Source organism: Microbacterium sp. Ld4, from assembly GCF_045066555.1.
Classification (GTDB): domain Bacteria; phylum Actinomycetota; class Actinomycetes; order Actinomycetales; family Microbacteriaceae; genus Microbacterium.
The window spans coordinates 29,929-53,252 of record NZ_JBISHE010000002.1 but is presented as its reverse complement, the minus strand read 5'-3'; the positions used below and the strand labels follow the sequence as shown (position 1 = coordinate 53,252).

23 protein-coding genes and 1 pseudogene are annotated in these 23,324 nt (G+C 69.7%); 6 read left to right on the top strand and 18 right to left on the bottom strand.

Annotation, left to right across the window (positions count from 1 at the left end; translation table 11 throughout):
* Positions 1–56: 56 nt before the first annotated feature.
* The 6 genes and pseudogenes from ACJJV7_RS00890 to ACJJV7_RS00865 all read right to left on the bottom strand — a co-directional run bounded on the left by ACJJV7_RS00890 (position 57) and on the right by ACJJV7_RS00865 (position 6,643).
* Positions 57–485: an ATP-binding protein gene (locus tag ACJJV7_RS00890; protein ID WP_405373014.1), complete on the bottom strand. Its 429-nt coding sequence runs from the start codon at positions 483–485 to the stop codon at positions 57–59.
* Entirely contained in the window at positions 478–807 is a 330-nt protein-coding gene (locus ACJJV7_RS00885; RefSeq protein ID WP_405373013.1) for an STAS domain-containing protein, read from the bottom strand. The genes ACJJV7_RS00890 and ACJJV7_RS00885 overlap by 8 nt, the downstream gene beginning before the upstream one ends.
* A 23-nt stretch (positions 808–830) precedes the next feature.
* A pseudogene (locus tag ACJJV7_RS00880) lies at positions 831–2,773 on the bottom strand (glycosyltransferase).
* 2 nt (positions 2,774–2,775) lie between these two features.
* Positions 2,776–3,948: a PP2C family protein-serine/threonine phosphatase gene (locus ACJJV7_RS00875; protein WP_405373012.1), complete on the bottom strand. Its 1,173-nt coding sequence runs from the start codon at positions 3,946–3,948 to the stop codon at positions 2,776–2,778.
* Between the two features lie 58 nt (positions 3,949–4,006).
* Complete coding sequence (locus tag ACJJV7_RS00870) at positions 4,007–5,482, bottom strand: glycosyltransferase family 2 protein (protein ID WP_405373011.1); 1,476 nt, start codon at positions 5,480–5,482, stop codon at positions 4,007–4,009.
* 57 nt (positions 5,483–5,539) lie between these two features.
* Positions 5,540–6,643: an FUSC family protein gene (locus tag ACJJV7_RS00865; RefSeq protein ID WP_405373010.1), complete on the bottom strand. Its 1,104-nt coding sequence runs from the start codon at positions 6,641–6,643 to the stop codon at positions 5,540–5,542.
* A 140-nt stretch (positions 6,644–6,783) separates the two neighbouring features.
* On the opposite strand from ACJJV7_RS00865, the gene ACJJV7_RS00860 reads away from it, so the two are divergent.
* The 3 genes from ACJJV7_RS00860 to ACJJV7_RS00850 all read left to right on the top strand — a co-directional run bounded on the left by ACJJV7_RS00860 (position 6,784) and on the right by ACJJV7_RS00850 (position 11,157).
* On the top strand, positions 6,784–8,280 hold the full coding sequence (locus ACJJV7_RS00860; protein WP_405373009.1) for a serine/threonine-protein kinase: 1,497 nt from the start codon (positions 6,784–6,786) through the stop codon (positions 8,278–8,280).
* Positions 8,281–8,582: 302 nt separating this feature from the next.
* Positions 8,583–10,298: a cytochrome c oxidase subunit I gene (ctaD, locus tag ACJJV7_RS00855; RefSeq protein WP_405373008.1), complete on the top strand. Its 1,716-nt coding sequence runs from the start codon at positions 8,583–8,585 to the stop codon at positions 10,296–10,298.
* Positions 10,299–10,440: 142 nt separating this feature from the next.
* Complete coding sequence (locus ACJJV7_RS00850) at positions 10,441–11,157, top strand: SDR family NAD(P)-dependent oxidoreductase (RefSeq protein ID WP_405373007.1); 717 nt, start codon at positions 10,441–10,443, stop codon at positions 11,155–11,157.
* Here the strand turns inward: ACJJV7_RS00850 and ACJJV7_RS00845 are convergent.
* From ACJJV7_RS00845 to ACJJV7_RS00815, 7 genes are all read right to left on the bottom strand, one after another.
* On the bottom strand, positions 11,111–12,355 hold the full coding sequence (locus ACJJV7_RS00845; protein WP_405373006.1) for a glycosyltransferase family 4 protein: 1,245 nt from the start codon (positions 12,353–12,355) through the stop codon (positions 11,111–11,113). The two genes, ACJJV7_RS00850 and ACJJV7_RS00845, sit on opposite strands and share 47 nt — an antisense overlap.
* Positions 12,352–13,239, bottom strand: coding sequence for an ATP-grasp fold amidoligase family protein (locus ACJJV7_RS00840; RefSeq protein ID WP_405373005.1), 888 nt, complete (start codon positions 13,237–13,239; stop codon positions 12,352–12,354). Before ACJJV7_RS00840 ends, ACJJV7_RS00845 begins: the two co-directional genes overlap by 4 nt.
* Positions 13,240–13,279: 40 nt before the next feature.
* Positions 13,280–13,546, bottom strand: coding sequence for a hypothetical protein (locus tag ACJJV7_RS00835; RefSeq protein ID WP_405373004.1), 267 nt, complete (start codon positions 13,544–13,546; stop codon positions 13,280–13,282).
* The gene (locus ACJJV7_RS00830) at positions 13,543–13,872 is read right to left on the bottom strand and encodes an ATP-dependent DNA ligase (RefSeq protein ID WP_405373003.1); all 330 of its coding nucleotides are present in this window, start codon (positions 13,870–13,872) and stop codon (positions 13,543–13,545) included. Before ACJJV7_RS00830 ends, ACJJV7_RS00835 begins: the two co-directional genes overlap by 4 nt.
* Complete coding sequence (locus ACJJV7_RS00825) at positions 13,872–14,063, bottom strand: hypothetical protein (RefSeq protein ID WP_405467798.1); 192 nt, start codon at positions 14,061–14,063, stop codon at positions 13,872–13,874. Before ACJJV7_RS00825 ends, ACJJV7_RS00830 begins: the two co-directional genes overlap by 1 nt.
* Before the next feature lie 431 nt (positions 14,064–14,494).
* Positions 14,495–14,965 (bottom strand): hypothetical protein, encoded by a 471-nt coding sequence (locus tag ACJJV7_RS00820; protein ID WP_405373001.1) that lies wholly within the window; start codon positions 14,963–14,965, stop codon positions 14,495–14,497.
* A gap of 39 nt (positions 14,966–15,004) precedes the next feature.
* Positions 15,005–15,499 (bottom strand): GNAT family N-acetyltransferase, encoded by a 495-nt coding sequence (locus ACJJV7_RS00815; protein ID WP_405373000.1) that lies wholly within the window; start codon positions 15,497–15,499, stop codon positions 15,005–15,007.
* 95 nt (positions 15,500–15,594) lie between these two features.
* On the opposite strand from ACJJV7_RS00815, the gene ACJJV7_RS00810 reads away from it, so the two are divergent.
* Positions 15,595–15,798 (top strand): hypothetical protein, encoded by a 204-nt coding sequence (locus tag ACJJV7_RS00810; RefSeq protein WP_405372999.1) that lies wholly within the window; start codon positions 15,595–15,597, stop codon positions 15,796–15,798.
* A gap of 42 nt (positions 15,799–15,840) precedes the next feature.
* Here ACJJV7_RS00810 and ACJJV7_RS00805 read toward each other — a convergent pair whose 3' ends face one another.
* Positions 15,841–17,160 carry an APC family permease gene (locus ACJJV7_RS00805; RefSeq protein WP_405372998.1) on the bottom strand — a complete coding sequence of 440 codons (1,320 nt, stop codon included), beginning with the start codon at positions 17,158–17,160 and terminating at the stop codon, positions 15,841–15,843.
* Positions 17,157–18,230, bottom strand: coding sequence for a YihY/virulence factor BrkB family protein (locus tag ACJJV7_RS00800; RefSeq protein ID WP_405372997.1), 1,074 nt, complete (start codon positions 18,228–18,230; stop codon positions 17,157–17,159). The genes ACJJV7_RS00805 and ACJJV7_RS00800 overlap by 4 nt, the downstream gene beginning before the upstream one ends.
* A 190-nt stretch (positions 18,231–18,420) precedes the next feature.
* On the opposite strand from ACJJV7_RS00800, the gene ACJJV7_RS00795 reads away from it, so the two are divergent.
* Entirely contained in the window at positions 18,421–19,662 is a 1,242-nt protein-coding gene (locus ACJJV7_RS00795; protein ID WP_405372996.1) for a maltokinase N-terminal cap-like domain-containing protein, read from the top strand.
* A gap of 1 nt (position 19,663) precedes the next feature.
* Here ACJJV7_RS00795 and ACJJV7_RS00790 read toward each other — a convergent pair whose 3' ends face one another.
* The 3 genes from ACJJV7_RS00790 to ACJJV7_RS00780 all read right to left on the bottom strand — a co-directional run bounded on the left by ACJJV7_RS00790 (position 19,664) and on the right by ACJJV7_RS00780 (position 22,720).
* On the bottom strand, positions 19,664–19,867 hold the full coding sequence (locus tag ACJJV7_RS00790; RefSeq protein WP_405373043.1) for a DUF3072 domain-containing protein: 204 nt from the start codon (positions 19,865–19,867) through the stop codon (positions 19,664–19,666).
* A 191-nt stretch (positions 19,868–20,058) separates the two neighbouring features.
* Entirely contained in the window at positions 20,059–22,353 is a 2,295-nt protein-coding gene (gene treS / locus ACJJV7_RS00785; protein WP_405372995.1) for a maltose alpha-D-glucosyltransferase, read from the bottom strand.
* A gap of 94 nt (positions 22,354–22,447) precedes the next feature.
* Entirely contained in the window at positions 22,448–22,720 is a 273-nt protein-coding gene (locus tag ACJJV7_RS00780; RefSeq protein ID WP_405373042.1) for a biopolymer transporter Tol, read from the bottom strand.
* Between the two features lie 153 nt (positions 22,721–22,873).
* Between ACJJV7_RS00780 and ACJJV7_RS00775 the strand changes: the two genes are divergently transcribed.
* Positions 22,874–23,296, top strand: a complete 423-nt coding sequence (locus ACJJV7_RS00775) for a hypothetical protein (protein ID WP_405372994.1) — start codon at positions 22,874–22,876, stop codon at positions 23,294–23,296.
* The last annotated feature ends 28 nt before the right edge of the window (positions 23,297–23,324 follow it).

Sequence of the window (23,324 nt, the reverse complement as noted above, 5' to 3'; positions counted from 1 at the left end):
TCCGCCTCAGTCTACGTTCGCCCGCCGACACCGTTCCGGGCGCCGCCCTCGTCGAATCAGAGAGGTGGCGAGTCATCACGACGCAGGCGCCGCAGGCGCCACACGTTACCCTCGCCCGGTTCATGGGCCAGCTCGTCGAGTGCGGCGAGAGCGAGCGCCAGGCCCCGCCCGGACTCCGCATCGGCATCGGGCATGTGCACGTCGTCAAGGCGGATCAGCGCGGGGTCGGCATCATCGGCGAGAACCGCGGTGAGGGCGCTCTCGTCGACCGAGAGGTGGACGGAAACGTGCGGCGGAGACATACCCTGCGCGTGTTCGACCATGTTGGTGACGAGCTCGCTCACCGCTAGGGCAAACAGCATCCGATCATCGTCGGAGACCTCCGGAACGGCGACCCACAGCCGTTCGACCGCATCGTGGACAGTATCGACCAGTCCGAGCTCCGCCGTATCCTCGACGCGCACTTCGGCGATCGGCTCACTCATCGAAGGCGCCGCCCGCCGTCGGATAGGCACGCAGCACCCTGTCGAGGTTGGTGAGTTTCAGAACCATGCCCACGGCCTCCGGGACCGCGGCGATACGAAGGTCGCCGCCCGCGAGGCGCGCCACTTTCAGCCCTCCGATGAGCGCACCGATGCCCGAGGAATCGATGAACTCAGTCGCCGCCAGATCGATGGCGACCCGGGCCGCACCTGACGAGACCAGGTCGTCGATGGCCGACCGAAGCCGCGGCACGCCGGGCGCGGTGAGGCGCCCCGATACGGCGACGATCGCGTGGCTTCGTTCGACGGTCACGGTGATGTCCATACAACTCCTCTATCGATGGGGGGTCAGTCGAGTGCGGCCTCGGGCTGTCGATACCCGCGGTACCGCGCGGCCTGGATCAGCACGCTCAGAACCAGGATGTCGTACGCGACCCAGACCGTGTTCACCAGCGTTCCGGTGCCATCGGCCGTCCCCCCGATCACACGACCGATCCCCACGACGACGGCGACCCCCAGAAGCGCCATCGCGGTCAGCTGTGGCCAGATCATCCGCCAGGGCGGTCCGCCGGAGGCTCGGCCGTCCTTTCGCGTCACGACGAAGGTCAGGGACCTACCGAAGACCACGTTTGCGAAGGCCGTGACGCACGCGTTGATCCAGACCGGAAGAGGGCGAGTGAGTACTGCTGACCTCGCCAGGTCCTGATTCCTTTGGCGACCACGACGAAAAGAATCTGATTGACGATGAAGTAGGGGAGGAACCGCGCGAAGAAGTCCACCGACCATGCCGTCACAGGCAGCACACCCAGCAGGAGATAGATGATCGGCGCCGCGAGGTAGATGACGGCGGCGAACCCGCTGAGGTAGCTCCACATCGTGCCGAAGTACATGAGGCGCTGCCCGAGGCTGAGACCTGCCTTCGCGAGCGGATTGTCGCGGAGGAACACCTGCATCGTGCCTTGCGCCCACCGAAGCCGCTGAGTAAGCATCGTTCGGAGGTCCTCCGGCGCGAGCCCGTGAGCCAGGATCTCGTGGTGGTAGACGCTCTTCCACCCCAGCGAGTGGAGCTGCATCGCGGTCGCCATGTCCTCGGTGACGGAGATCGTCGCGAGCGGCTGGAGGGGCTGCGCTTCCCCCGGGCGGTCGATTCGGACGGCATCGACGAGTGTGTCGACGGCTGCCACGGCGGCGAGGGGGGACAGTTCCCGCACAGCGAGCGCCTCCAGCGCCTCGTCGTCGATGACGAAGGCCTCCAACTCTGCGTCCCGCTGGAGTGCGAGGGTGGCGAGCTCGGCGACGTCAGCGCGAATTCCCTCGATGTCGACGGACGCCAGTCGACGAGTCGCCTGCTGCAGACGCCCGTGGACCTCGGCCGTGACCTCCGCGATCGGAGCACCGACGGCGATATCGGCTCGCGCCTTCTGGACGGCGGCGGTGAGGTCCGCGATCTCGCGTGCCACCTCCGGGGCGATCGTGCGATCGGATGCCGCGCGGCGCAGCATCCGATGCGAGGTCTTCAACGCCCGGACGACCGAGGTCTCGAGGTCTCGCACGTAGCCGACTATTCCGAGCTGCATGAGCGCATCGCGTCGAAGAATCGCATTCGACCCGCAGAAGAAGGCGGCATTCCAGCCGTCCTTCCCCTGCTGGATCGGCCCGTAGAACAGCGGCGCCTGACTGCCGAGGGGATCCGCTTCATCGACGTTGACGAACCACTGCGGGGTCTGCACGAGGGCAACCTCGTCGTCGTCGGCGAAATACCCCAGCGTGTTTTCGAGGATGAGCGGGTCGGGCACCTGGTCTGCGTCGAGGATCAGGAGAAACTCTCCGTCGGTCTGCATCAACGCGTTGTTCAGGTTGCCGGCTTTGGCGTGCCGCGGCTTGTCGACCCAGTCCGACGAGCGGGTGATGTAGCCGATGCCGGCTCGTCGGGCGGCTGCTTCGAGATCGGCTCTGCTGCCGTCGTCCAGAATCCACGTCTCGTGCGGGTATGTGATGCGCTGCGCCGCGAGAGCGGTGGTCATCACCATGTCGATCGGCTCGTTGTATGTCGCGACGAAGACATCGACCGTACCCGCGGGGACAGACGTCGGCCGTGGGCGTTCCTTCGCTCGCCACATCGTGACAGCGAACAACAGGGTGTCGATGAGGCTGTACGTCTCCGCGATGATCAGCGGCACGGCAATCCACCACGCCTCCCAGTTCACGGAGGCTAACCACCGCCAGGCGACGTAATTGACACCCAGGAGGACCGAGAGCAGCGCCAGGACGCGAATCACGACGAAACGCATTGTCACGGGTTCCGTCGCACGACCAGGAGGGTGACGTCATCGGGCGCCTTCGACGACCGCGCGAGATCGATCCCGACGGCGACCGCGCCCTCCGGCCCATGTGAGCGAAGCGCCGCGAGCACTTGTCCGAACGGATCGTCGATGTCCAGGATGTCGAGGAGCCCATCGCTACAGCACACCAGGGTGTCCCCCGGTTCGAGGACGACGCGTGCGACTCTGCGAGGCTCGTCCGCACCGAGGCCGAGCGGAAGGCCTGTCGTCGGAATGCGCTCCCAGGAATCGTCGCCCCGGAGGACAAAGGTCAGGGAATGACCGGCATCCACGAGGTCGACCGTCCCGCTCGGCCCGTCGATGTCGGCAGCGACGGCAGTGACGAACATGTGGAGTTCGGCGAGGTCTTCCGTCATCTGCCGATCGAGGTCCTCGACGGCCTGGAGCAGCGGCCGCTCGGGAGCTGTTCGAAGGGACGCACGGACACCCGCCGCGATCAGTCCTGCACCGATTCCCTTCCCCATGACGTCGGCGAGGACGAACCGCACCCGGTCGTCGATGCGGCGCCAGTCGTACACGTCGCCCATGACCGAGCTCGCGGCGAACGCGTCAGCGGCGAGTTCATACCCAGGCAATTCAGGCGCACGACGAGGGAGAAGCGCACGCTGCACCTCGCCGGCTCGGTCGAACTCATGCTCGCGTGCGATCTCGGTCTGCACCCACCGTGCCATCTCACGAAGAAGGTCTCGCTGGTCGGCGTCGAGATGGCGCGGCTTCGTGTCGATGATGCACAGCGTCCCGATAAGCTCGCCGCCCGGCGCCTCGAGCGGCTGCCCGGCATAGAAGCGGAGGTGCGGGTCACCGGTGACAAAAGGGCTCGCACTGAATCCGGTGTCCGTCGTTGCATCCTCGACGACGAGCATCGAGCCCTGTGCGACGGTGGCGCCGCAGAAGGACCCTTCGCGCGGCGCCTCTCGGATTCCGTCGAAGCCCTGTTCGGAGAGCCGCCACTGCCTGTCACGGTCGAGTAGCGTCACGCTGACCATCGGGACGGCGAAGAGTTCGCGCGCAAGTCGGGTGACACGGTCGATGCGCTCGTCCGTGGGGTGGTCGAGGATGTCTAATTCGTCGAGAGCACGTTGACGCGCTCGCTCCTGTGGCGGCTGGATGTCGTACGTGAACATGAGATGAGCCTCATACGGGTGCGCCACCGAACGCAACCCCGCACCCCATCCCGATAGGTCAGATGCGGGCTCCGACACGAGAGACCGCGATGACCGATCGAGCGGCGGTCGGCACCCGCAGCACCGAGAAGGTGAGGGCGAGCACCAGCGGGAGGAGCGGTGCGGCGAGTCCGAGCGCGCTCCCCGACGCGAGCACCGCCACCGTCATGATGAGGAGCGCGATCACGAGGTCGGGCCTGAGCATCGTGAGCCGTTCGCGCACATCCGACCCCACGGCCTTCTTGGGCGTCACGGTGAACACGGCGCGTCGCCCCACCCCGACGCGGAGCGCTGCGCCGAGCACCACGAACGTGGTCGAGGCGTAGAGCGCCCCGCCGAGCAGCGCGAAGACCACCCCTGCCGCGGTGCCGTGCTCGCGCACCCGCCGCACCGCCTCGGGCAGCAGCGGCAGGAGCGCGCTCGTCGCGCCCGTGACCATCATCCAGACCGGCGGTGGGCTGCCCGCCGCTGCGACCGTGGTGCCGGCGACGACGGCGACGATCCCGGCGACGGCCGCGGCGGGCACGAGGGCCGTCTCGATGACGATGTCGAGCGTCTCGCGGAGCGGGATGCCACGGGCCCATCCGCGGACGCGCAGCAGCTCGACGGCGCCCTCCGTCGTCTTCCGCATCTGAGCGCGGAACGCTCGGTAGTCGACGGGGTAGTCCTCGGTGAAGGTGGCGGCCACGTCGACGACACGCCAGCCGCGACGCCGGAGCGCGATCGTGAAGGCGAGGTCTTCGGCGACGACGGTGGGGAAGCCCCCGGCATCGTCGATCGCCGTCGCGCGGACGAGTGCCCCGCGCCCGAGGAAGGCGGTCACGCCGCCGGCGGCGCGACCGCGGCGAGTGACCCCGAGGTGGGTGGCCAGGAGCGGGCCGAAGTAGCGGGAGAACCAGGTCGTGCCCCGCGCCGCCACGGGCATCGCCTGCGCGACCGCGACGTCGGGCGAGGCGAGCACGGCGCTGCAGGCGGCCACGAGTCCGGCGGGGAGCACGACGTCGCTGTCGCAGATGAGATAGGCGTCGTACTGTCCGCGGAGCGCTGCGACCGCATGGTTCAGGTTGCCCGCCTTCGCGCCGACGCGATCCGGGCGCCGGAGGATGCGGCATCCGAGCTGCGCAGCGAAGCGGTCGATACGGTCGCGTGTGGCCGGGCCTCGCGAATCATCCAAAATGACGATGTCGGCATCGCCGTGAGCGCTCAGGGCGATCGCCGACAGATCGACGTCGTCGGTGACGCAGTAGAGCGCGGCGACCCGCAGATCGGATGCCGGCAGGTCGCCGAACCGGTCGGCGCGATGACCCGCGGCGCGGATCCAGAGCACGGCCGCCCGCAGCCCCGTCCCCCAGATGACCACGCTCGCCGCGACCAGGACGAGGGCGGCGGGCCGCGGCTGGGCCGTGGTCGCCCATCCGAGGAGGAGGCCGGAGAGCGTCAGCCAGACGATGACGGCGAGGAAGACGCTGAGGTCGACGCGGCGAGGAGAGGTCACAGGGGCGATTTTATGCATACTGAGTATCTATAAACATCCGGGAACCCTGAGTATCTCTCAGGACAGCGCGCGGTAGACCCGTCGCGACACATCGGTCATCCGGCCGAGCGACGCGGCGAGCCACCAGCCCGGCTGGTCGTGATTGTCGGATGCCGTGCCGGGTTCGGGCAGCGACGCGGCATAGGCGTCGATCGCCCGCCACGCGGCATCCATCCGCGTCTCCACCTCATCGTCTCCGGGCGGCGTCGCCACCAGCTCGGCCACGCGTCGCACCGCATCGGCGAGGAGGCCGTGGTCGCCATGCCTGACGTCGAGTTCGTCCTCCTGCGCCAGCACATCGAGGATGTCGCGGGCGAGGTAGGTGGTCCGCTCCAGCCCCCACCAGCGCTGGGCGTTCTCGTCGCGGACGCCGCCGACACCACGCGCCCGGATGTTGGCGCGCTCGGAGCGCGATGCCTCTTCGACGTCGGCGGCCACCGCGGTCGCCATCTCGGCGAGCGCATCGCCGTCTTCTCGCAGCGATCCGACCGTAGGGCTCCCCTGCCCGAGGGAGTCGGCCGCCCGGTCCAGGGCTGTGGTCACTGCGGCGCGGAGCTCCGACAGGCGGTCGCGCGCTGACCGGAGGTAGAGCGGCGGCACGAGCACGAAGTTCGCGATGACTCCGACGAGCACGCCGAACGCCATCGTGAACATGTATGACGAGGAGAACCCGTCGGCGTCGTGCCCGCTGAGGAGGAGGACGAACAGGCCGGCGAGCGCGATCCAGTCACGACCGACCCCCAGAACACGGATGCCGCCGAGTGCGACGCCCGCGAAGACGACGACACCCACGGCGACGAGGCTCGGAGCGCCGACGGCGACCAGTCCGAGGCCCACAAAGCCCACCGCGATGCCGCACGCGAGGCCGATGAGGGCCTGTGCCCCGGCCCGAGCCGTGTCGGCGACCGTCGGATACATGCTGACGAGCACGCCGAGTGGTGCGTAGTACGAGTACTCGGAGTCGGCGAGCGGAATCCAGGGGGCGAGGTACCAGGCGACCACGGCGGCGACGGCGGTCTTGAGGGCCAGGATGAGCCGGCGCGGAGCGAAGGTGTCGCCCCCCGCGCGACGGACCGTGAGGGCGAGTTGCGCGGCGGTGTGGCGCGGGGTGGGGCGGGACATGGCGCTCACGCTAGCCAGTGGCGACCCGATGACGAGGGGGCTTGCATTGAAGACCCCTCGCCGTCAAGCCACCCGGAGTATCCGCGGCCCGCGGATACTGTCGGCCATGCCGCACCCGAAGCGGCGCACAGGAGGACTTCGTGAACGCACCGGACGAGCCGTCGACAGCGGCGTTGCTCGACGGGCGATATCAGCTCGGCGAATGCATCGGGCAAGGCGGCATGGCCCGGGTCTACCGCGCGGAGGACGTCATCCTCGGTCGCACCGTCGCGATCAAGATGATGCGCACCGACGCCGACGAACTGAGCATCCCGCCGCGCGCGCGGACAGAGATGGCTCTCCTCGCTTCGCTCAACCATCCCTCTCTCGTGACCCTGTTCGACGCGAGCATCGTCCCGGGGCGTCCCGAGTACCTCGTGATGGAGCTCGTCGATGGCACGTCGCTCGCCCACGCGCTCCACGCCGGACCCCTGGATGCCGCCGAGGTCGCCGGTATCGCTGGCGAGCTGGCCTCGGCGCTCCACGTCGTGCACGCGGCCGGAATCGTCCACCGGGACGTCAAGCCCTCGAACGTGCTCCTCGCCCACACGCCTCGCCCCGCCCGCGCCTATCTGGCCAAACTGGCGGACTTCGGTGTCGCCTATCTCGTCGACAGCACCCGACTGACGTCGCCCGGCATGGTCATGGGTACTGCGGCGTACCTCGCCCCCGAGCAGGTCCGCGGCGAAGCGGCCGGCACCCCGGCCGACATCTACGCCCTCGGGCTGCTGCTGCTCGAGGCGCTGACGGGCGAGCGGGCGTTCCCCGAAGCGTCGGGGATCGGCCAGGTCATGGCACGGCTCGTCGAGACCCCCGCGGTGCCCGAGTGGGTCGGACCGGAATGGACGTCGCTGCTCGCGTCGATGCTGGCGCGCGACCCGGCGGCGCGACCCGACGCACTCGACGTCGCGCACGCGTCGGCCGAGCTCCCGACGCGGCTCGAGCGGCCCGCGGTCGCACCGGCGCCCACGCCCACCGCACCCCCGCGACCGGCGTCGACGCTCGATCAGGTCACGCAGCCGTACACAGCATCCGACGGCGCGCCCGTAGCGCCCGCACCTCCTCTCACCCGCGCCGACGCAGCCCCTCGTCGGCGGCGTCGCCATCGGCCGCTCAGCCACCGGATCACCCTGATCGGTGTGGCGTCGGTCGCGGCGCTCGGACTCGTCATCGGTGGGCACCTGTGGGCCGGTGGGTTGACCGGCCCGACCGGCCCCGAACTCACCGTCCCCCAGATCAGCGACCCTGCGCCCACCCTCGAGGTCGAGCAGATCGCCGACGAAGACGACGTCGTCGAGCCTCTCGTGAGCGACGGGGTCTCCGAGGGAGAGACCCCCGCCGACGACGACGCGGCCCCGCAGAAGACCGCCGTCCCGGCACCCGCGGACACGACGACACCCCGCAAGAGCGGGCCGGGCTCGCAGGCCGCACGGGATGCCGCGAAGGCGGACGAGAAGGCAGCCCGCGAATCCCGCAAGGCCGAGCAGAAAGCTGCGAGCGACGCGGAGAAGAAGGCCAAGGCCGCGGAACGGGAATCGTCCGGCAACGGCAACGGCAACGGCAATGGGAAGGGCAACGGCTCGGGCTCAGAAGACTGACCCTGACCCCTCGCGACACACGCGGTCACACATCGACACCTCCGTTCACTTCGGATGCGGGTGTCGGGGCCTCGAGCTAGCGTGAGGGACATCGCGGCGATCCGGGTGGTTCCGGGCATCGGGTCATACCGAATGTGCAGCGGGTTCGACTCCCGCCGTCGCGTCGACCACCCCTCGCAGACGACTGCCTCGACGGCGGCGTGCCCTCTCCGCCCCGTCGAAGTCAAGCCCCCTGCGCACGAGGCCTTCCCGACCGAATCTGGCCGCCACCTCCTGTGATCGGTTAATGGCGGACGGACGACATGGCGACACCCACGACGGCGCGCGAAAGCGCTCGGATCCGAGAACCCCGGAAGGGCAATGTGGTCGTCCGGTGGGTCACCTCCACCGACCACAAGACCATCGGGTTCATGTACATCATCGCCGCGATGCTGTTCTTCCTCTTCGGCGGGCTCCTGGCGCTTCTCATCCGCGCAGAGCTCTTCGAACCCGGCATCCAGGTGATGCCGACGAAGGAGCAGTACAACCAGCTCTTCACGATGCACGGCACGATCATGCTGCTGATGTTCGCCACCCCGCTGTTCGCGGGCTTCGCGAACACCCTGATCCCCCTGCAGATCGGGGCACCGGATGTCGCGTTCCCGCGACTGAACGCCTTCTCGTTCTGGCTGTTCCTGTTCGGCTCGCTGATCGCGGTCGGCGGCTACCTGACACCGCAGGGAGCGGCCGGGTTCGGGTGGACGGCGTACCAGCCGCTCGCGAACGAGAGCTTCACGCCGAGCCTCGGCGGAGACCTGTGGATGCTCGGCCTCGCGATGAGCGGTTTCGGTACGATCCTCGGCGCCGTCAACTTCATCACGACGATCATGACGATGCGCGCCCCGGGCATGACGATGTGGCGGATGCCGATCTTCACCTGGAACAGCCTCATCACCAGCATCCTCATCCTGATGGCCTTTCCCGTGCTCGCCGCAGCCCTGTTCGCGGCCGCCGCCGACCGCATCCTCGGTGCGCACATCTACGATCCGGCCAACGGTGGCGTGCTCCTCTGGCAGCACCTGTTCTGGTTCTTCGGCCACCCCGAGGTGTATGTGATCGCGCTGCCGTTCTTCGGGATCGTGTCGGAGATCTTCCCCGTCTTCAGCCGCAAGCCGATCTTCGGCTACAAGACCCTCGTCTACGCCACCATCGCGATCGCGGCCCTCTCCGTGGCGGTGTGGGCGCACCACATGTACGCGACGGGCGCGGTGCTCCTGCCGTTCTTCGCCCTGACGACCATGCTGATCGCGGTTCCGACCGGAGTGAAGATCTTCAACTGGATCGGGACGATGTGGCGCGGGTCGATCACCTTCGAGACGCCGATGGTGTTCTCGCTCGGCTTCCTCGTGACCTTCGTCTTCGGTGGTCTGACCGGCATCATCCTGGCGTCGCCGCCCCTCGACTTCCACGTTCACGACTCCTACTTCGTCGTCGCGCACTTCCACTACGTGGTGTTCGGCACGGTCGTGTTCGCGATGTTCGCCGGGTTCTACTTCTGGTGGCCGAAGTGGACCGGGAAGATGCTCAACGAACGCCTCGGCCTCGTGCACTTCTGGCTCTTGTTCATCGGCTTCCACATGACCTTCCTCATCCACCACTGGCTGGGTGCAGACGGGATGCCGCGCCGCTATGCCGACTACGCGAGCGAGGACCAGTTCACCTGGCAGAACCAGCTCTCGACCGTCGGCTCGATGATCCTCGCCTCGTCGATGATCCCCTTCCTCCTCAACGTGTGGATCACGTCCCGGACCGGGCCGAAGACCACCGTCAACGACCCCTGGGGCTACGGCGCGTCACTCGAGTGGTCGACGAGCTGCCCGCCGCCACGACACAACTTCACCTCGATCCCGCGCATCCGCAGCGAACGGCCGACGTTCGACACGAACCACCCCGAAGCGGGTATCCCCACGGGCGTGGGACCGGCGAAGGATGCACCCGACGCGCCCGTCCTCGACACCGAGAAGGGGGAGGTCACCTGATCCGTGGTCGCGGCCTGGTCGCGCCGCCCGCGGGACCATCGGGGGTGTCCGGGCGCGGCGCCCCTCGCGCCCGCATCCACGAGAGGATGGAGGCAGCGGTGTCCGCCGCCCCGGTCACCGCCCTGGCGCGAGGAGAAGACGCATGGCACGCATCCTGGTCACCGGCTCGTCCACCGGATTGGGGTACGCGACCGCGCGCGACCTCGCCGCTCAGGGACATGATGTCGTGGTCCACGCCCGCAACACGGCGAAGGTCGCTGCGGCCCCGGTCGGGCGCGCGTGGCTCGGCGCCGTGATCGGCGATCTCTCCGACCGGCGCGACGTCGACGACATCGTCGAACAGGCAGCACCCTTCGGCGTCTTCGATTCGATCATCCACAACGCCGGTGTGCTCGACTCTCCCGAGGTCGTCCCCGTCAACGTGGTCGCGCCTTACCTGCTCACCGCGCTCCTCCCCGCGCCCGAGCGCCTCGTCTACCTGAGCAGCTCGATGCACCGCAGCGGTGCGGCCGACCTGAGCCGGTTCACGCAGCGGACGGCGGGTTACAGCGACACCAAGCTGTGGGTCACCGCCCTCACGCTCGCCATGGCAGGAAGGTGGCCGGATACGGCGAGCCACGCCGTCGATCCGGGATGGGTGCCTACGAGGATGGGCGGCGCCGGAGCCACCGACGACCTGGTCGCCGGGCACGAGACGCAGGTGTGGCTCGCGACGGCGGAGGATCTCGATCCGGCCACGGGCGGCTACTGGCACCACCGCCGCACGCAGGACCCCCATCCCGCCGCGCGGGATGAGGCGTTCCAGCAGGCGCTCATCGCTCTGCTGGAAGACGAGACCGGCGTGCCGCTCCCCCGCTGAGGCCGGCAGGCACGGGGCCGAGCAGGTCGTCCGCGGCAGCGCGCAGGTCGATTGCCACCGGGCCTGGAGCGAAACGCTCGACGGTCCGGGACGCGCGCTGTGCCCGTTCCTGAGCCGCACCGGGGTTGCCCAGCGTCCGTTCGAGCGCATCGGCGAGCGCGGCCGCATCTCCCGGCGGCACCATCAGCGCGTCGACGCCGTCGGCGCAGAAGTCGTCGAACCCGCTGCCCGTGGTCACCACGAGTGGCGTGCCGATCGCCATGGCCTCCAGCGCGACGAGGCCGAAGCCCTCCCATCGCGACGGGCACATGACCACGTCAGCCGCCGCGATGGCCGCGTAGAGACTGTCGTCCGCGACATGACCGAGCCAGGTGACCCGGGTGCGGTCCTCCGGTCGAACCATCGTGAGCAGCGCCGACCGCGTCGGCTCGAAGCGGGCGTCGCCACCCGCCCCCGCCATCACGAGCCGTACGGAGGGCCCGTGCTCGCAGAGGAGCCCGAAGGCGGCGACGGCATCCTCGACGCCCTTCCTCCGTTCGGCCCGCCCGAGGAACAGCACGACCGGGCCCTGGCCGCCCGGCCAGCCGGCCGGTGCCGGGGCGCCGCGGGCGGCCGCACGCACCCCGGCGACGTCGATGCAGTTGCGCACGATGCGGGTCGCGCCGAGGCCTCCGGTCATCTCATGCGTTCGCTCCTGCATCGCTCGCGAGATGGCGATGATTCCGCGGGATCGCCGGATCTGCCGCGCCTCGAGGACAGCCTGCGCGCGCGCGACGATCCGCCCCGCGAGCGGCAGGTCCCGGGGCCGGAGACCCGCGACCTCATGGGCGAGGGCGATGCCGGTGGCGAGGTTGGTGAGGAGGGGCGCATCCGCGGGCAGGGCCGACCCCAACCCCATCCACTCGGGCGCGAAGACCCGGTCGTAGCGCCGTCGCAGCATCCGCCTCGTGTGAAGCGCCCGCGCTGCCAGGGCGACGAGGCGCGGCATCCGCTCTGTCCGTACGACATCGAGACGACGGATGCCGTCAGGGCGGGCGCCCGCGACGGTGGGACCGTCGGAGAACACGAGCAGATCGATCTCGACGCCCAGCCGGGCCAGCGCGGGCACGAGCGCGGCGTAGTGGCGGCCGATCCCGCCCGTGTAGGCGGTCAGGCCGGCGAACTCGGTCGTGGCGACGAGCCACCGCTCCGTGGTCACCGGTACCGCCGCGGCACCGTCCAGGGCCGGCCGAACTCGAGGTTGAACGATTCCGGCTCGAACGGACTGTCGCCGCCGGCGGGAAAGCTCGTCAACTCGCCGAACACGATGCGGCCGTCGACGTCGTACAGGTCCACGCGCACGAAATCCGTGCCCGCACCGAGGCGCTCCGCGACCCTGATCATCTCCTCAAGCGCCGCGGGTCGCCTCGGCGTGGGGTCCGCCCACGGCGGGCCGCCGCTGAGCGGCAGGTGGGTCCAGTTCCGGTCGAAGAAGTCCTGCGTCCGACCGGCGAACCTCCCGGCATCCACCTGCACGAAGTGACAGTGCCCATGGAAGACGAAGAACTTGAGGTCGTCGGGAATCCGGTCGGCCTCCCCTCCGAGCATCTCCTCGACGAGGATCCGCCGGGGGACCTGGCCGTACACCCACTCGCGGTTCGGGCCCTGACCGTAGAGCTGCGTGAGCCAGTCTGCCGCGATCCGGGCGAGTTCGGTTCGCGGGGCGTACTCCGGCCGCACGTGGCGGTAGACCCAGCTGCCATCGGCCGGAAGACGCGCATGCGCCGGGGCCGACGGCGACACGATGATCGCCGCGCCGCTGCCGTGCGTGGGCTTCATGACGAAGGATGCCGGGAGCCGGGCGCCCGCGAGCACTTCCGGGGAGTCGAAGACGCCCCAGGCGCGGGGAAGGTACCTCTCCCCCACTCGATCGGCCACATAGTCCCGGACCGCCGCCTTGTCGGCGAACGTCACGACGAGCGGCCGGTGGTCCCGCAGCATCTTGTACCGCACCTTGTCGCGGAAGGTGAGAGGTTCGCGCGTGCGCCAGAGTCGCCACGCCCGCACGAGACGACTGCGCTCGCGCCACCGTGCCCGCTTCACGACACCGACGCGCGATCGAGATCGCGACGGCTCATGCCGGTCACGCCGTCGGGATCCGGCCGGACGGCGTCGCGGGCTGCGGCGACCGGCCGCCGAGGTCATCGGGGTCGGCGATGGGGATCAGCGCGATCGGCACGCCGGGAGCGACCAGAAGGTGGGCATCACGCCTGACGCCCTCGCCGTCGTTGACGCACAGCCAGACGGTCTCGCCCGCGAGACCGCGGGCGATCTCCGACTGGAGCTTCTCCATCGTCTCGCCGCCGACACTGTAGTTCGCCCCGCCGTAACGGATGTCGATGCGCTTCACAGCGCGCCCTCCGATCCGGAAGGCGCGATGTCGGCCGGCTCCGACATGACGAAGAGGCCTCCCCCCGAGTTGGCGGCGAGCATCATCTGCTCGATCCAGGCCCGGTTGAGGGATGCCTTGCGCCCGCCGTAGAACTTGTAGGCGATGGTCGTGCGAGCGGTGATCCACACGATCGTCGCGCCGTCGCCGATGCTCGCGTCGTCGCGCCAGGTGAAGTGGAACGCCTCGCCGCGGCGCTGTTTCATGCCGATCACCATCTGGAGGTGTGCCAGCACCCGATCATCGAAATCCGCCTTCACGACGTTCTCGTACAGGAACTTACCCATCAGCTGTTCCCCTTTCGCGCCCCGGGGGCTTCGGGCTCGGGAAGGAACGTGAGACCCTCGACGCTGTTTGCCGCGATGGCGAGCTCGTCGAGCCAGTGCGGATTGAAGTCGCTGATCTGTCTACCCAAACGGCACACGAGCGAGATGTCGGGGTGGACCCACACCGTGGTGCGCCCGTCCCCGAGAGACATGTCGTCTTTCCAAGAGAAGTGGAACCCCTCACCGCGTCTGAGCTTCGAGAGCATCACGCGGTGCACGTGTGCCAGATCGCGGTCCGCCGCGTCCACGCGGAGTCCGACTCCGAACGTGAGCCGTCCCATTGTTCCTCCGGATTTCCTGCTCGCCAGCCGAAGGCGAGCTGTGAGGCCAGTATCCGACGGCGCGCGGGCGTCGGCAACCGGGCCTCTTGCGCACATCGCACCGCCGGTCTATTTTTCTCGGGTCCGGAGTTCGCGTCGCGCGGCCCACGCCCGGACGAAGCGCCCTTGCGCTCCTGGTTTCCGGGGTTTCCCGAAGCGGCCGGATGCGGCGGGGAACGAGATCACAGGTCGGTCGGGCTGCGCAACCCCCGTTGCGCAGCGGATATGCGCGTGATTTTCTGGCGGGTCTAGCCGGGTGAAGATCAGATCTCGTCCCAGAACACCGGGTCGGGCTTCGTGTCGACATCCGTGCCCCGTGCCGGGGCATGGACGGCGGCGATCCGCGCGCGCACGGACGACAGCGCCTCGGCGTCGTCGAGGTCTCTCGGACGCACCCAGTCAGGGGCGTCCACAACGGCGATCGCCGAGCCCCCGCTGAGCGCGATGCGTGAGCGCGCCGTCGCGCCTTCGGCCGTCACGAACGGAACGTCGACGATATCGGCGCGATCGTCCTCGGCGAGCGCCAGCCAATAGGCCATCACAGCGTCTGCCAATGCAGCCGTGGTGCGGAATGTCCCCACCTGGGTGGCGAGAGATTTCATGGGCCCCCGATTCACTCGATCCGACAATGCGCCAAAGGCCGACTTCGTCCTCAACCCCGCCACCAATCTGATGTCCGAGAGCACGAACTCCGACGCCGGGCCCCCGGCGAACGACGAAGCCGTCGCGTACATGCGCCGCCGCATCGACATGCTTCGCAACGGCGTTCCCGCTCATCCCGCCGAGGGCGGTTCCGACCACGGCGACTGGGACGTCTGAGCGCCTGATGGACGCCGCATCGGAACGTGAGGGATGGCGTCTTCGACGAACTGCTCGCCGTCGACGCGGAAGCCGAACCTCCCGTACCAGTCGGCGAGGTGCTCCTGCGCGTCCAGCACAATGCCTCGGGATGCATCCCGCGCACCGCACTCGTTCACCGCTCGCTCCATGAGCTGTGCGCCCACGCCACGCCCGCGCGCGTCGGCCGACGTCACGACGCGTCCGATCCGCCACCGCTCGCCCTCGTCGAGGAGTCGGAGCGTTCCGAGGACGTCGTCGCCGTCCTGCGCCCAGACGTGCATGCTGCCCGGCTCGATGTCACGGCCGTCGAGCTCGGCATACGCCGCGCGCTGTTCGACGACGAACACCTGCACGCGGAGCCACAACATCCGGTACAGCGTCGTCGCGGGAATGCCGGCGAGCGGCGAGACGGAGATCGTGAAGGGCACCCGACAACGCTACGCGGCTCCGGCGCCCCCACCACAACCGCGCCGCGTCCGCAATCCCCTGCCGAGCCGGGCGGGGCGCGGGGCACCCTGCCGTCATGAGTGACACCGACGACATCCGCCAGCCACTGGACCATCTCCTACCCAAGGACGAGCGCGACCCCGCCATCGAGGTCGAGGAACCGTCATACCCCGGAACCGACTCCCCTGCGGGTGAGTCTGCGGCGTCCCCGGAGACGGCCGCAGAGCCCGACAAGGCCGCCCGACACGGCGTCGCGAAGCTCCCCCCGACCTCCCGGTGAGCGACCGAGTGGGGCTCCCTGCGCGGGGAGCCCCACTCGGCCTCACGGAGAGACGCGCCGGCGGGTGAGGCGGGTGAGCGCGAAGAGCGCCACCCCCACCGCGAGCAGGATCCCGCCGAAGAGCCAGACCGTACCGCTCTGCTGGGTGAGCAGCAGGATGCAGGAGCCGATCCCGAGGATCGGGACGAACGTCCACACCCGGAAGTGATCGTGATCGACGGTGTCGCGCCGGAGGACGAGCACCGACACGTTCGCGCTCAGGAAGACGAAGAGCAGGAGCAGCACGACGGTCTCGGCGAGCAGGCCGAGGTCGCCGACGAGGCTCAGGAGCATGGCGATCAGTGTCGTGACGAGGATCGCCACCCAGGGCGTGCGACGGCGTGGCAGCACTTTTCCGAGCACCGCCGGCAGCAGGCCCTGCTCCGCCATCCCGAACGCCAGCCGGCTGGCCATGATCATCGTGAGCAGAGCGCCGTTGGCCACGGCGACGAGGGCGATCGCGCTGAACAGCCACGTCGGGATGCCGGCGCCCGTCGCCGCGACGACGTCGAGCAGGGGGCCGGTCGAGTCGATCAGATCGGCGGCAGGAAGCGCGATCGAGCTCGCGAGCCCCACGAGCACGTACACCGCGCCGGCGGCGATCAGCGATCCGAACAGGGCCCGAGGATACGACCTGCGGGGATCCTTGACCTCTTCGATCACGTTCGCCGAGGTCTCGAACCCGACGAAGGAGTAGTAGGCGATGATGGCGCCGCCCAGCACGGCCGTCGGCAGCGCGGCATCCGTGGGAAGTGAGAAGACCCGGCTCGGGTCTCCGCCGCCTCCGCCGAGGAGGAGGGCCACCGCGACGATGACGATCACCAGCCCGCTGAGCTCGATCACGGTCATCACGAGGTTCGCGCCCATCGATTCCCGGATGCCGCGGGCGTTCAGCCCTGCGAGGAGGGCGAGAAACACGATCGCGACGAGCGGCACCGGCAGATCGACGAACGTGCGGAGGTATTGCCCCGAGAACGCGATCGCGAGTCCGGCCGCGCTCACGACGCCGGCGGCCAGCATGCTGAACCCCACGAGGAATGAGACGAGCGGACTCTTGAACGCGCGCTCGGCGAACACGGCGGCGCCGCCCGCATGCGGGTACTTGGTGACGAGCTCGGCGTACGAGCCCGCGGTCAGCAGCGCGAGGACGAGGGCGACGAGAAGCGGGGCCCACAGCATGCCGCCCACCTCGGCGGCGAGTACGCCCATGAGCGCGTAGATCCCTGCGCCCAGGACATCGCCGAGGATGAAAGCGAACAGCAGCGGCCCGGTGATCCCACGACGGAGGCGGGCGGGAGCGGCGGTCTCCGAGGCGGCGCTCACCGCTCGCCGCCGTCGCGGTCGTCGTCGCCGTGCGCGAGCCGGATCCGCCGCCCCTCGGCGATGTCCTCCTGCTCCTTCTTCGCCTTCTTCTCGGCGACACGGGTATCCCGGGCGGGGAGCTGGATGTCCTCCTCCGCCGCGATGCCGCCCTGCAGCTGACGGCCGCGTTCGAGCTCCGCGTCGAACTCGGCGCCGAACAGCAGCACGTTGTTGGCGATCCACAGCCAGAGCAGGAAGACGATGACGCCCGCGAGCGACCCGTAGGTGCGGTCGTAGTTCGAGAAGTTGGCGACGTAGAAGACGAACCCGGCGGTGGCGATGATCATCACGACGATCGCGATGAGCGCGCCCATGCTGATCCAGCGGAACTTCGGCTGCTTCGCGTTCGGCGTCGCGTAGTAGAGGACGGCGACGAGGAGCACCACGACCAGGAGCATCACCGGCCACTTGGCGATGTTCCACGCGAGCTGCACGCCCGCGCCGACGCCGATCGCCTCGCCGATGGCGCGGGTCACGTCACCCGAGATCACGAGCCCGAGCGCGAGGAGAGCGAGGCTCACGACCGCGATCAGGGTGACGACGAGCTGCAGGGGGCGCAGCTTCCAGAACGGGCGCCCCTCGTCGATCTCGTAGATGCGGTTCATCGCACGGCCGAAGGCGCCGACGTACCCGGATGCCGACCAGAGGGCGACCAGGATGCCGAAGATGAGGGCGAGTCCCGCCCCCGGCGCCTGCGCCACCTGGGTGATCGGGCCCTCCAGCGCCGCTGCCGTGTCTTCGGGGGCCACCTGCCGCACGATGCCGAGGACGGCGTCGGCGGCAGCCTGCCCCTGCCCGATCACGCCGAGCAGCGAGAAGATCGCGATGAGGGCGGGGAAGAGCGCCAGGACGGCGTAGTAGGTGAGACCGGCCGCGGCATCGGTGCACTGGTCGGCGGAGAACTCGCGGACGGTCTTGCCGACGACGTACTTCCAGGAGCGCTTCGTGACGTCGCCGGGGCTGTCGGGCTTGCTCGCCGCGTCGGGGTCGGGCGCGCCGCGGCGGGTGCTCTGCGTGCGGTGATCGGACATGGTGCTCCTCGAGAGGGTCGGAGAGGCGGAAAAGCGTCGCCGCCACCCTCCCCGCCCGGCGGCTCTGCCCGGAGGGGGTTGTGCGAGCGCGTCGTCCATGGCACAGCGCCAGCCGTGAATCGCCCTACTCTTCTGACGCGGACCCGTCCAGCCCTTTCCTCGGGCACCCCGAACACGCGAGGGTGAGAGGGTGCAACTCGAACACGAACTCGGCGCCTGGGTGGCGCGCCAACGCTGGTATGCGGGCAAGAGCCACGAACCGCGGTTCCGTGTGCTCGACGCGCGGCCCGTTCCCGGAGCCGTGCAGTATCTGCTGATGGACGACGCAGGCGCCCTGCCGACCCTCTACAACGTGCCGCTCGCGCGCGTGAGCGAGGCTCCCGACGAGGCCGCGGTGATCGGCCACGACGGTGAGGGCTACCTGATCGACGCGCCCCGGCATCCGGAGTACACGACAGGCCTGCTGGCCGCGATGGGCGTCGACGTCGATCGCGTGACCGAGTCGCGGATCCTCACCGGCGAGCAGTCGAACACATCGATCGTCTACGACGTCGACGGCGAGCCGACCATCATCCTCAAGCTCTTCCGGACGCTCCACCACGGCGAGAACCCCGACGTGACCGTCCAGCGGGTGCTGAGCGACGCGGGCTCCCCCTACGTCCCGCACTTCCTCGGCAGCCTCGACGCGGAATGGCCCGACGTCGGACGCGGCAGCGGAACCGCCCACGGCACGCTCGGGTTCGCCCAGGAGTTCCTGCGCGGCGTGCGGGACGGCTGGTCGATCGCCCTCGAGGCCGCGCGGGAAGGACGCGATTTCACCGACGCCGCCCGAGACCTCGGTGCCGCGGTCGCCGGAGTGCACGGCGCCCTGGGCGATGCTCTCGCCACGGTCGACGCAACGCCGGACGACGTGGCAGCGGTCGGACGCGCCTGGCGTCGACGCCTCGCGATCGCCTCGTCGGAGGTTCCGGCGGTCGCCGAGCGACTCGCCGAGATCGAGGCGGTCTACCAGACTGCTCTCGAACGCCCCTGGCCCCCGCTCCAGCGCATCCACGGCGACCTCCACCTCGGTCAGGTCCTCGCCGTGCCGAACGGCGGATGGCGGATCGTCGACTTCGAAGGAGAACCGCTCCGACCGATGGAGGAGCGTGCGATCCCCGATCTCGCCCAGCGGGACGTGGCCGGGATGCTGCGCTCGTTCGACTACGCCGGCGCGGTCGGCGGTGGGCCGGACTCCAGCGAGTGGGCGGCCGCCTGCCGCACGGCATTCATCGAGGCGTACGGCTCGACCGCCGGAGCGGTCGAGCTCGACCCTGTCATCCTCCGCGCACTCGTGCTCGACAAGGCCGTTTACGAGTCGATCTACGAGGCCCGCAACCGGCCGGACTGGCTGCCCGTGCCGCTTGCGGGCATCGACTTCGCGCTCCGCTGACCTACTGTCCCCGACCGGTCGCCTGCTGCAGGCGGTCGATGTGGTCGGAGGCCTCGGCCTTCGTGAGGGTGGCGGGGATCTCCTCGCCCGCCTCACGGGCGAGGGTGTCGAGGTAGCTGCGCTGCGCGCCGGTCATCGGCTCGTCTCCGGTGACCCAGTCGTCGGTGTCCTTGACGGCCGTGTCGCCGTCACCGCCGCCGAGCATCTCGGTGGGCTCGTCGGCGCCGGTCTGGCTGGTTCTGGAGTCGACGGTTCCGGGCTGGAGGTCTTCGGGCACGGACGAGGGGTCGGCGCCATCGGGATAGGTGTTCTGATCGCTCATGCTTCGACGCTAGGCGCGTCGCGCAAGGCCGACGAGGGCCTTGCGCTCGAGCACTCAGACCCTCGTCGATCGCGTCACTCCGAGGCCGGAACCTCTTCGGGGTCGAGGAGCAGGAACATCGCGCCGTAGCCGGGCAGGGCCACCGAGAAGCTGCGGAGGTCGTCGACGTGGCCGACGGTCTCCCCCGACGCGGCGTCGGTGACATGGCTGCGCGGCACGAGGGCCTCCGACCGCACGGTGCCCTCGATGGGGTCGGGGCAGAAGTTCAGCACCGTGACCTGCATCCGGGCGTCCGCGTCGGCGTCACCCTCGTCGAGCCGGTGCACGAGCACGAGCATGCCGGCGTGGGCCACTTCGGGGACGTCGACCTGGGATGCCGTCGCGATGCCGTGTTCGCGGCGGAGGTCGAGGATCCCCGACAGCCGCGACGCGAACGAGTCCGGATCCTCGAGCTGCGCGGGAAGCGGACCGTAGAGCGCCCGGCCACGCGGCATCCCGGCGGCAGACCGTGTCGCGCTGGGGTCGACGTCGAGCAGATCGTGCGCGCCGCGCTCGATCCACCGCGTGTCCCCCGCCGACAGCAGATCGGAGACCTGGTCGGCGGGAACGGTGAGCATGCCGACGAGGTCCCATCCCGAGAGCGCGAAGACGCCCGGCTGCCAGGCGTTGTAGGCGCACAGCAGCAGGTGGGCGTCGCGGATCGCGGGCACGTCGTCGTCGGTGATCTCGTCGAGACGGGTCGCCCCGCGGGTCGCCGCGATGAGGGAGGTCGACGTGCAGGCGATGCCGTTCTGGGTGAAGACGCGGTTGAAGTCCGCCGCTCCCGTCAGGCTCTCCGTGAGCTCGGCGCGGATCGTCTCGGCGAGCTCGCCGCCGGTGATGTCCTCCCCGCGGAAGCGGTAGACGTCCTCACCGTGACGGGTCGCCCAGTGGACGAGCTCGTACGTCAGCTCGTCGTGGTTCTGCATCCCGTGCACGAGCTGCACCGGCTGCACGCCGAGCTCCACCGAGGTCGTGAGTGCCAGGCGGAGGAACTCGGTCTGGCCGGTCGCGAGGGCGTGGTGGTACCCGGGGCGGCCGATGAAGTCGTACGACAGGTCGGCGCCCACGGCTCCGGTGTCGCGGATGTCCTCGATCGTGAGGTTGAGCTCCTGGAAGGTGAAGCCGCCGACCTTCCGCACCATGCCGGCGATGATGTGGTTCGCGGCATGCGAAAGGGGGTGCCCTTCGGACCAGGCCGGCCCGCCCGCACTCTTCTCGACGCCGAGGAAGCCGTTCGCGTCGAGGCGGAGCGCGCTCGTGCCGAGCTCGCCGAGCGAGTGCAGTGCATCGCCGATGACGAGCCGCATGCCCGCGAATGTGGGGTCGAGCCAGTTGATCGACGGCTGCCCCTGCTTGAAGTAGTGGAGGTACACCCAGCGGCGGGTGACGCCGTCGGGGCCGGTGACGGCCGAGGTGGCGCTCCAGTTCGTCTCCTTCACGCCGGGCGTGTAGAAGATGACGCGCTGCAGCGCGCCGATGATGTATCCGCGCTCGGCGAGCTCGTGCTCGGTGGCGGGATCGAGGTTGACGCTGTCGGCCTCGGCGGGGACGTCGGGGAGCAGCTCCCAGTCCTCCGGCGGGATCTCGACCATGTGGTAGATCCCGGGGTAGTCCTTGAAGCCCATCTCGGCGAGGCGGAAGTCCGCGCCCTTGCCGGTGTGACCGGGGACGATGTCGTCGATCACGCTGCCGCCGTGCGAGTCGGCGACGTCGCACAGCGCGCGGAACTCGTCCTCCGTGCCGAACGCGGGATCGATCGCCGTGCTGATGCGGTCGAAGTGACCGTCGACGCTGGGGGTGTCGAGCCAGCCCGCGATGCCACCGGCCTGCTTGACGGGGCCGGTGTGGATCGCGGTGATGCCGATGCGTTCGAAGACAGACCACAGCTGGTCGTCGCCGAGAGCCGCCAGGAATGACTGCCCCGGCCGGTTGATGAGGGAGATCGGGTACGCCGTGAACCACACGTCACTGGCCGAGATCGCTCGGCGCGCGTCGGGGCGGGCGTAGGCGTTGCGCCACATCGCCGGCTGACCGGAGAGCTGCCGCGCGAGCACGTCGGCATCCTTGAGCATGGACTGACGCACGAGCCATTCGACGTACGACGGATTCGTGCCGTTCGCCGAGCGCGGGTCGGTACGGATGCGGCGGACGCTCCCCCCGCGGAACTGGTCGCGCGGGCGCAGACGCCGCGGGCGCGCCGGATAGCGCTGCTCGTCGTAACTGATCTCCGACATCTCGAGATCAGAGTCCTCGTCCGTCGAATCCAGTCCGGAAATGTTGATGGGGCCGGTGTACAGGTCTTCCGGCCGATCGTCGTCGCGCGCCATACCGCCAACGCTACGGACTCTGCCCGTCGGTAACGAGGGCTGGCGCACCCGTGTTGCGGACGGTATGCGCACCGGATGCCGTCCGCGGCACGGATCAGGGGGTCTCGTCGAGCTCCCGGAGGGCCTCCCGTGCGCGCGCCAGGCGGTCGGCCTCCGGCTCATCCCACCAGTAGGGCCCGCGTTCTCCGAGTCCGTGCTTCGCGAGCCCGACGCGACGGCGCGCCGCGGCGACCGCATCGTCGTCTCCGCGCCGTTTCGCCGCCCCGACCGCTGATCGGCCCCGGCCGAGGTGCGAGGCCAAGGCCGCCACGACGTCCTCGGGGAGCGACGGATCGGTTCTCCGCCACCGCCGCCCGTCGATGATCATCCACCGGCTCGCGTCGTCGTCGTCCACCGCCCCAGTATGCGCCGCGGCACAGGATGCGGCGCGGTCGTCCCGCTGCGAAGGAGCCCGCCCGGGCACGCTGCCGGGGGTCGCCTCGGGCCGGCCGGCGGCGTAGCCTCGGCGCAGGAGGTCCCCATGAATCTTCGACGTCCACACCGGGCGATGAGCGCGGCATCCGTCCTCATCGCCGCCGCGATCCTGACGGCCTGCGCGAGCGGAGAACCCATGCCCACATCGCCCGGCGGCTCCTCGAGCCGCCCGCCCCTTCCGACCTCGTCCGCGGGGCCGCTCGGACCGACGGGCGCCCCCGCCGAGCTGCCCGCCGCGAAGTGGGCGGCCATCGAAGCCGATCTCGCCGCTCGCGGCGTGACGGCCGCGCCGGAGCTGACGTCCGCTGACGCCGTGACGTTCTCGGACGGCTCGCTCGGGTGCCCCGCTCCCGGACAGTCGTACACGCAGGCCATGATCGACGGGCTCCGCGTGATCGTGACCGCAGGCGGCGACACCTACGACTACCGCTTCGGTGGCGGCGACGAGCCGCGGCTCTGCGAGCGCTGACCCTCTCTGCCACTCGCACGGCGAATCC

Coding starts and splice junctions, on each gene's coding strand:
- ACJJV7_RS00890 (WP_405373014.1), bottom strand. CDS start 485: ATGAGTGAGCCGATCGCCGAAGTGCGCGTCGAGGATACGGCGGAGCTC.
- ACJJV7_RS00885 (WP_405373013.1), bottom strand. CDS start 807: ATGGACATCACCGTGACCGTCGAACGAAGCCACGCGATCGTCGCCGTA.
- ACJJV7_RS00875 (WP_405373012.1), bottom strand. CDS start 3,948: ATGTTCACGTACGACATCCAGCCGCCACAGGAGCGAGCGCGTCAACGT.
- ACJJV7_RS00865 (WP_405373010.1), bottom strand. CDS start 6,643: ATGTCCCGCCCCACCCCGCGCCACACCGCCGCGCAACTCGCCCTCACG.
- ctaD (WP_405373008.1), top strand. CDS start 8,583: ATGGCGACACCCACGACGGCGCGCGAAAGCGCTCGGATCCGAGAACCC.
- ACJJV7_RS00850 (WP_405373007.1), top strand. CDS start 10,441: ATGGCACGCATCCTGGTCACCGGCTCGTCCACCGGATTGGGGTACGCG.
- ACJJV7_RS00830 (WP_405373003.1), bottom strand. CDS start 13,872: ATGGGTAAGTTCCTGTACGAGAACGTCGTGAAGGCGGATTTCGATGAT.
- ACJJV7_RS00825 (WP_405467798.1), bottom strand. CDS start 14,063: ATGTCTCTCGGGGACGGGCGCACCACGGTGTGGGTCCACCCCGACATC.
- ACJJV7_RS00820 (WP_405373001.1), bottom strand. CDS start 14,965: ATGTACGCGACGGCTTCGTCGTTCGCCGGGGGCCCGGCGTCGGAGTTC.
- ACJJV7_RS00810 (WP_405372999.1), top strand. CDS start 15,595: ATGAGTGACACCGACGACATCCGCCAGCCACTGGACCATCTCCTACCC.
- ACJJV7_RS00800 (WP_405372997.1), bottom strand. CDS start 18,230: ATGTCCGATCACCGCACGCAGAGCACCCGCCGCGGCGCGCCCGACCCC.
- ACJJV7_RS00790 (WP_405373043.1), bottom strand. CDS start 19,867: ATGCTCGGCGGCGGTGACGGCGACACGGCCGTCAAGGACACCGACGAC.
- treS (WP_405372995.1), bottom strand. CDS start 22,353: ATGGCGCGCGACGACGATCGGCCGGAAGACCTGTACACCGGCCCCATC.
- ACJJV7_RS00780 (WP_405373042.1), bottom strand. CDS start 22,720: ATGATCATCGACGGGCGGCGGTGGCGGAGAACCGATCCGTCGCTCCCC.
- ACJJV7_RS00775 (WP_405372994.1), top strand. CDS start 22,874: ATGAATCTTCGACGTCCACACCGGGCGATGAGCGCGGCATCCGTCCTC.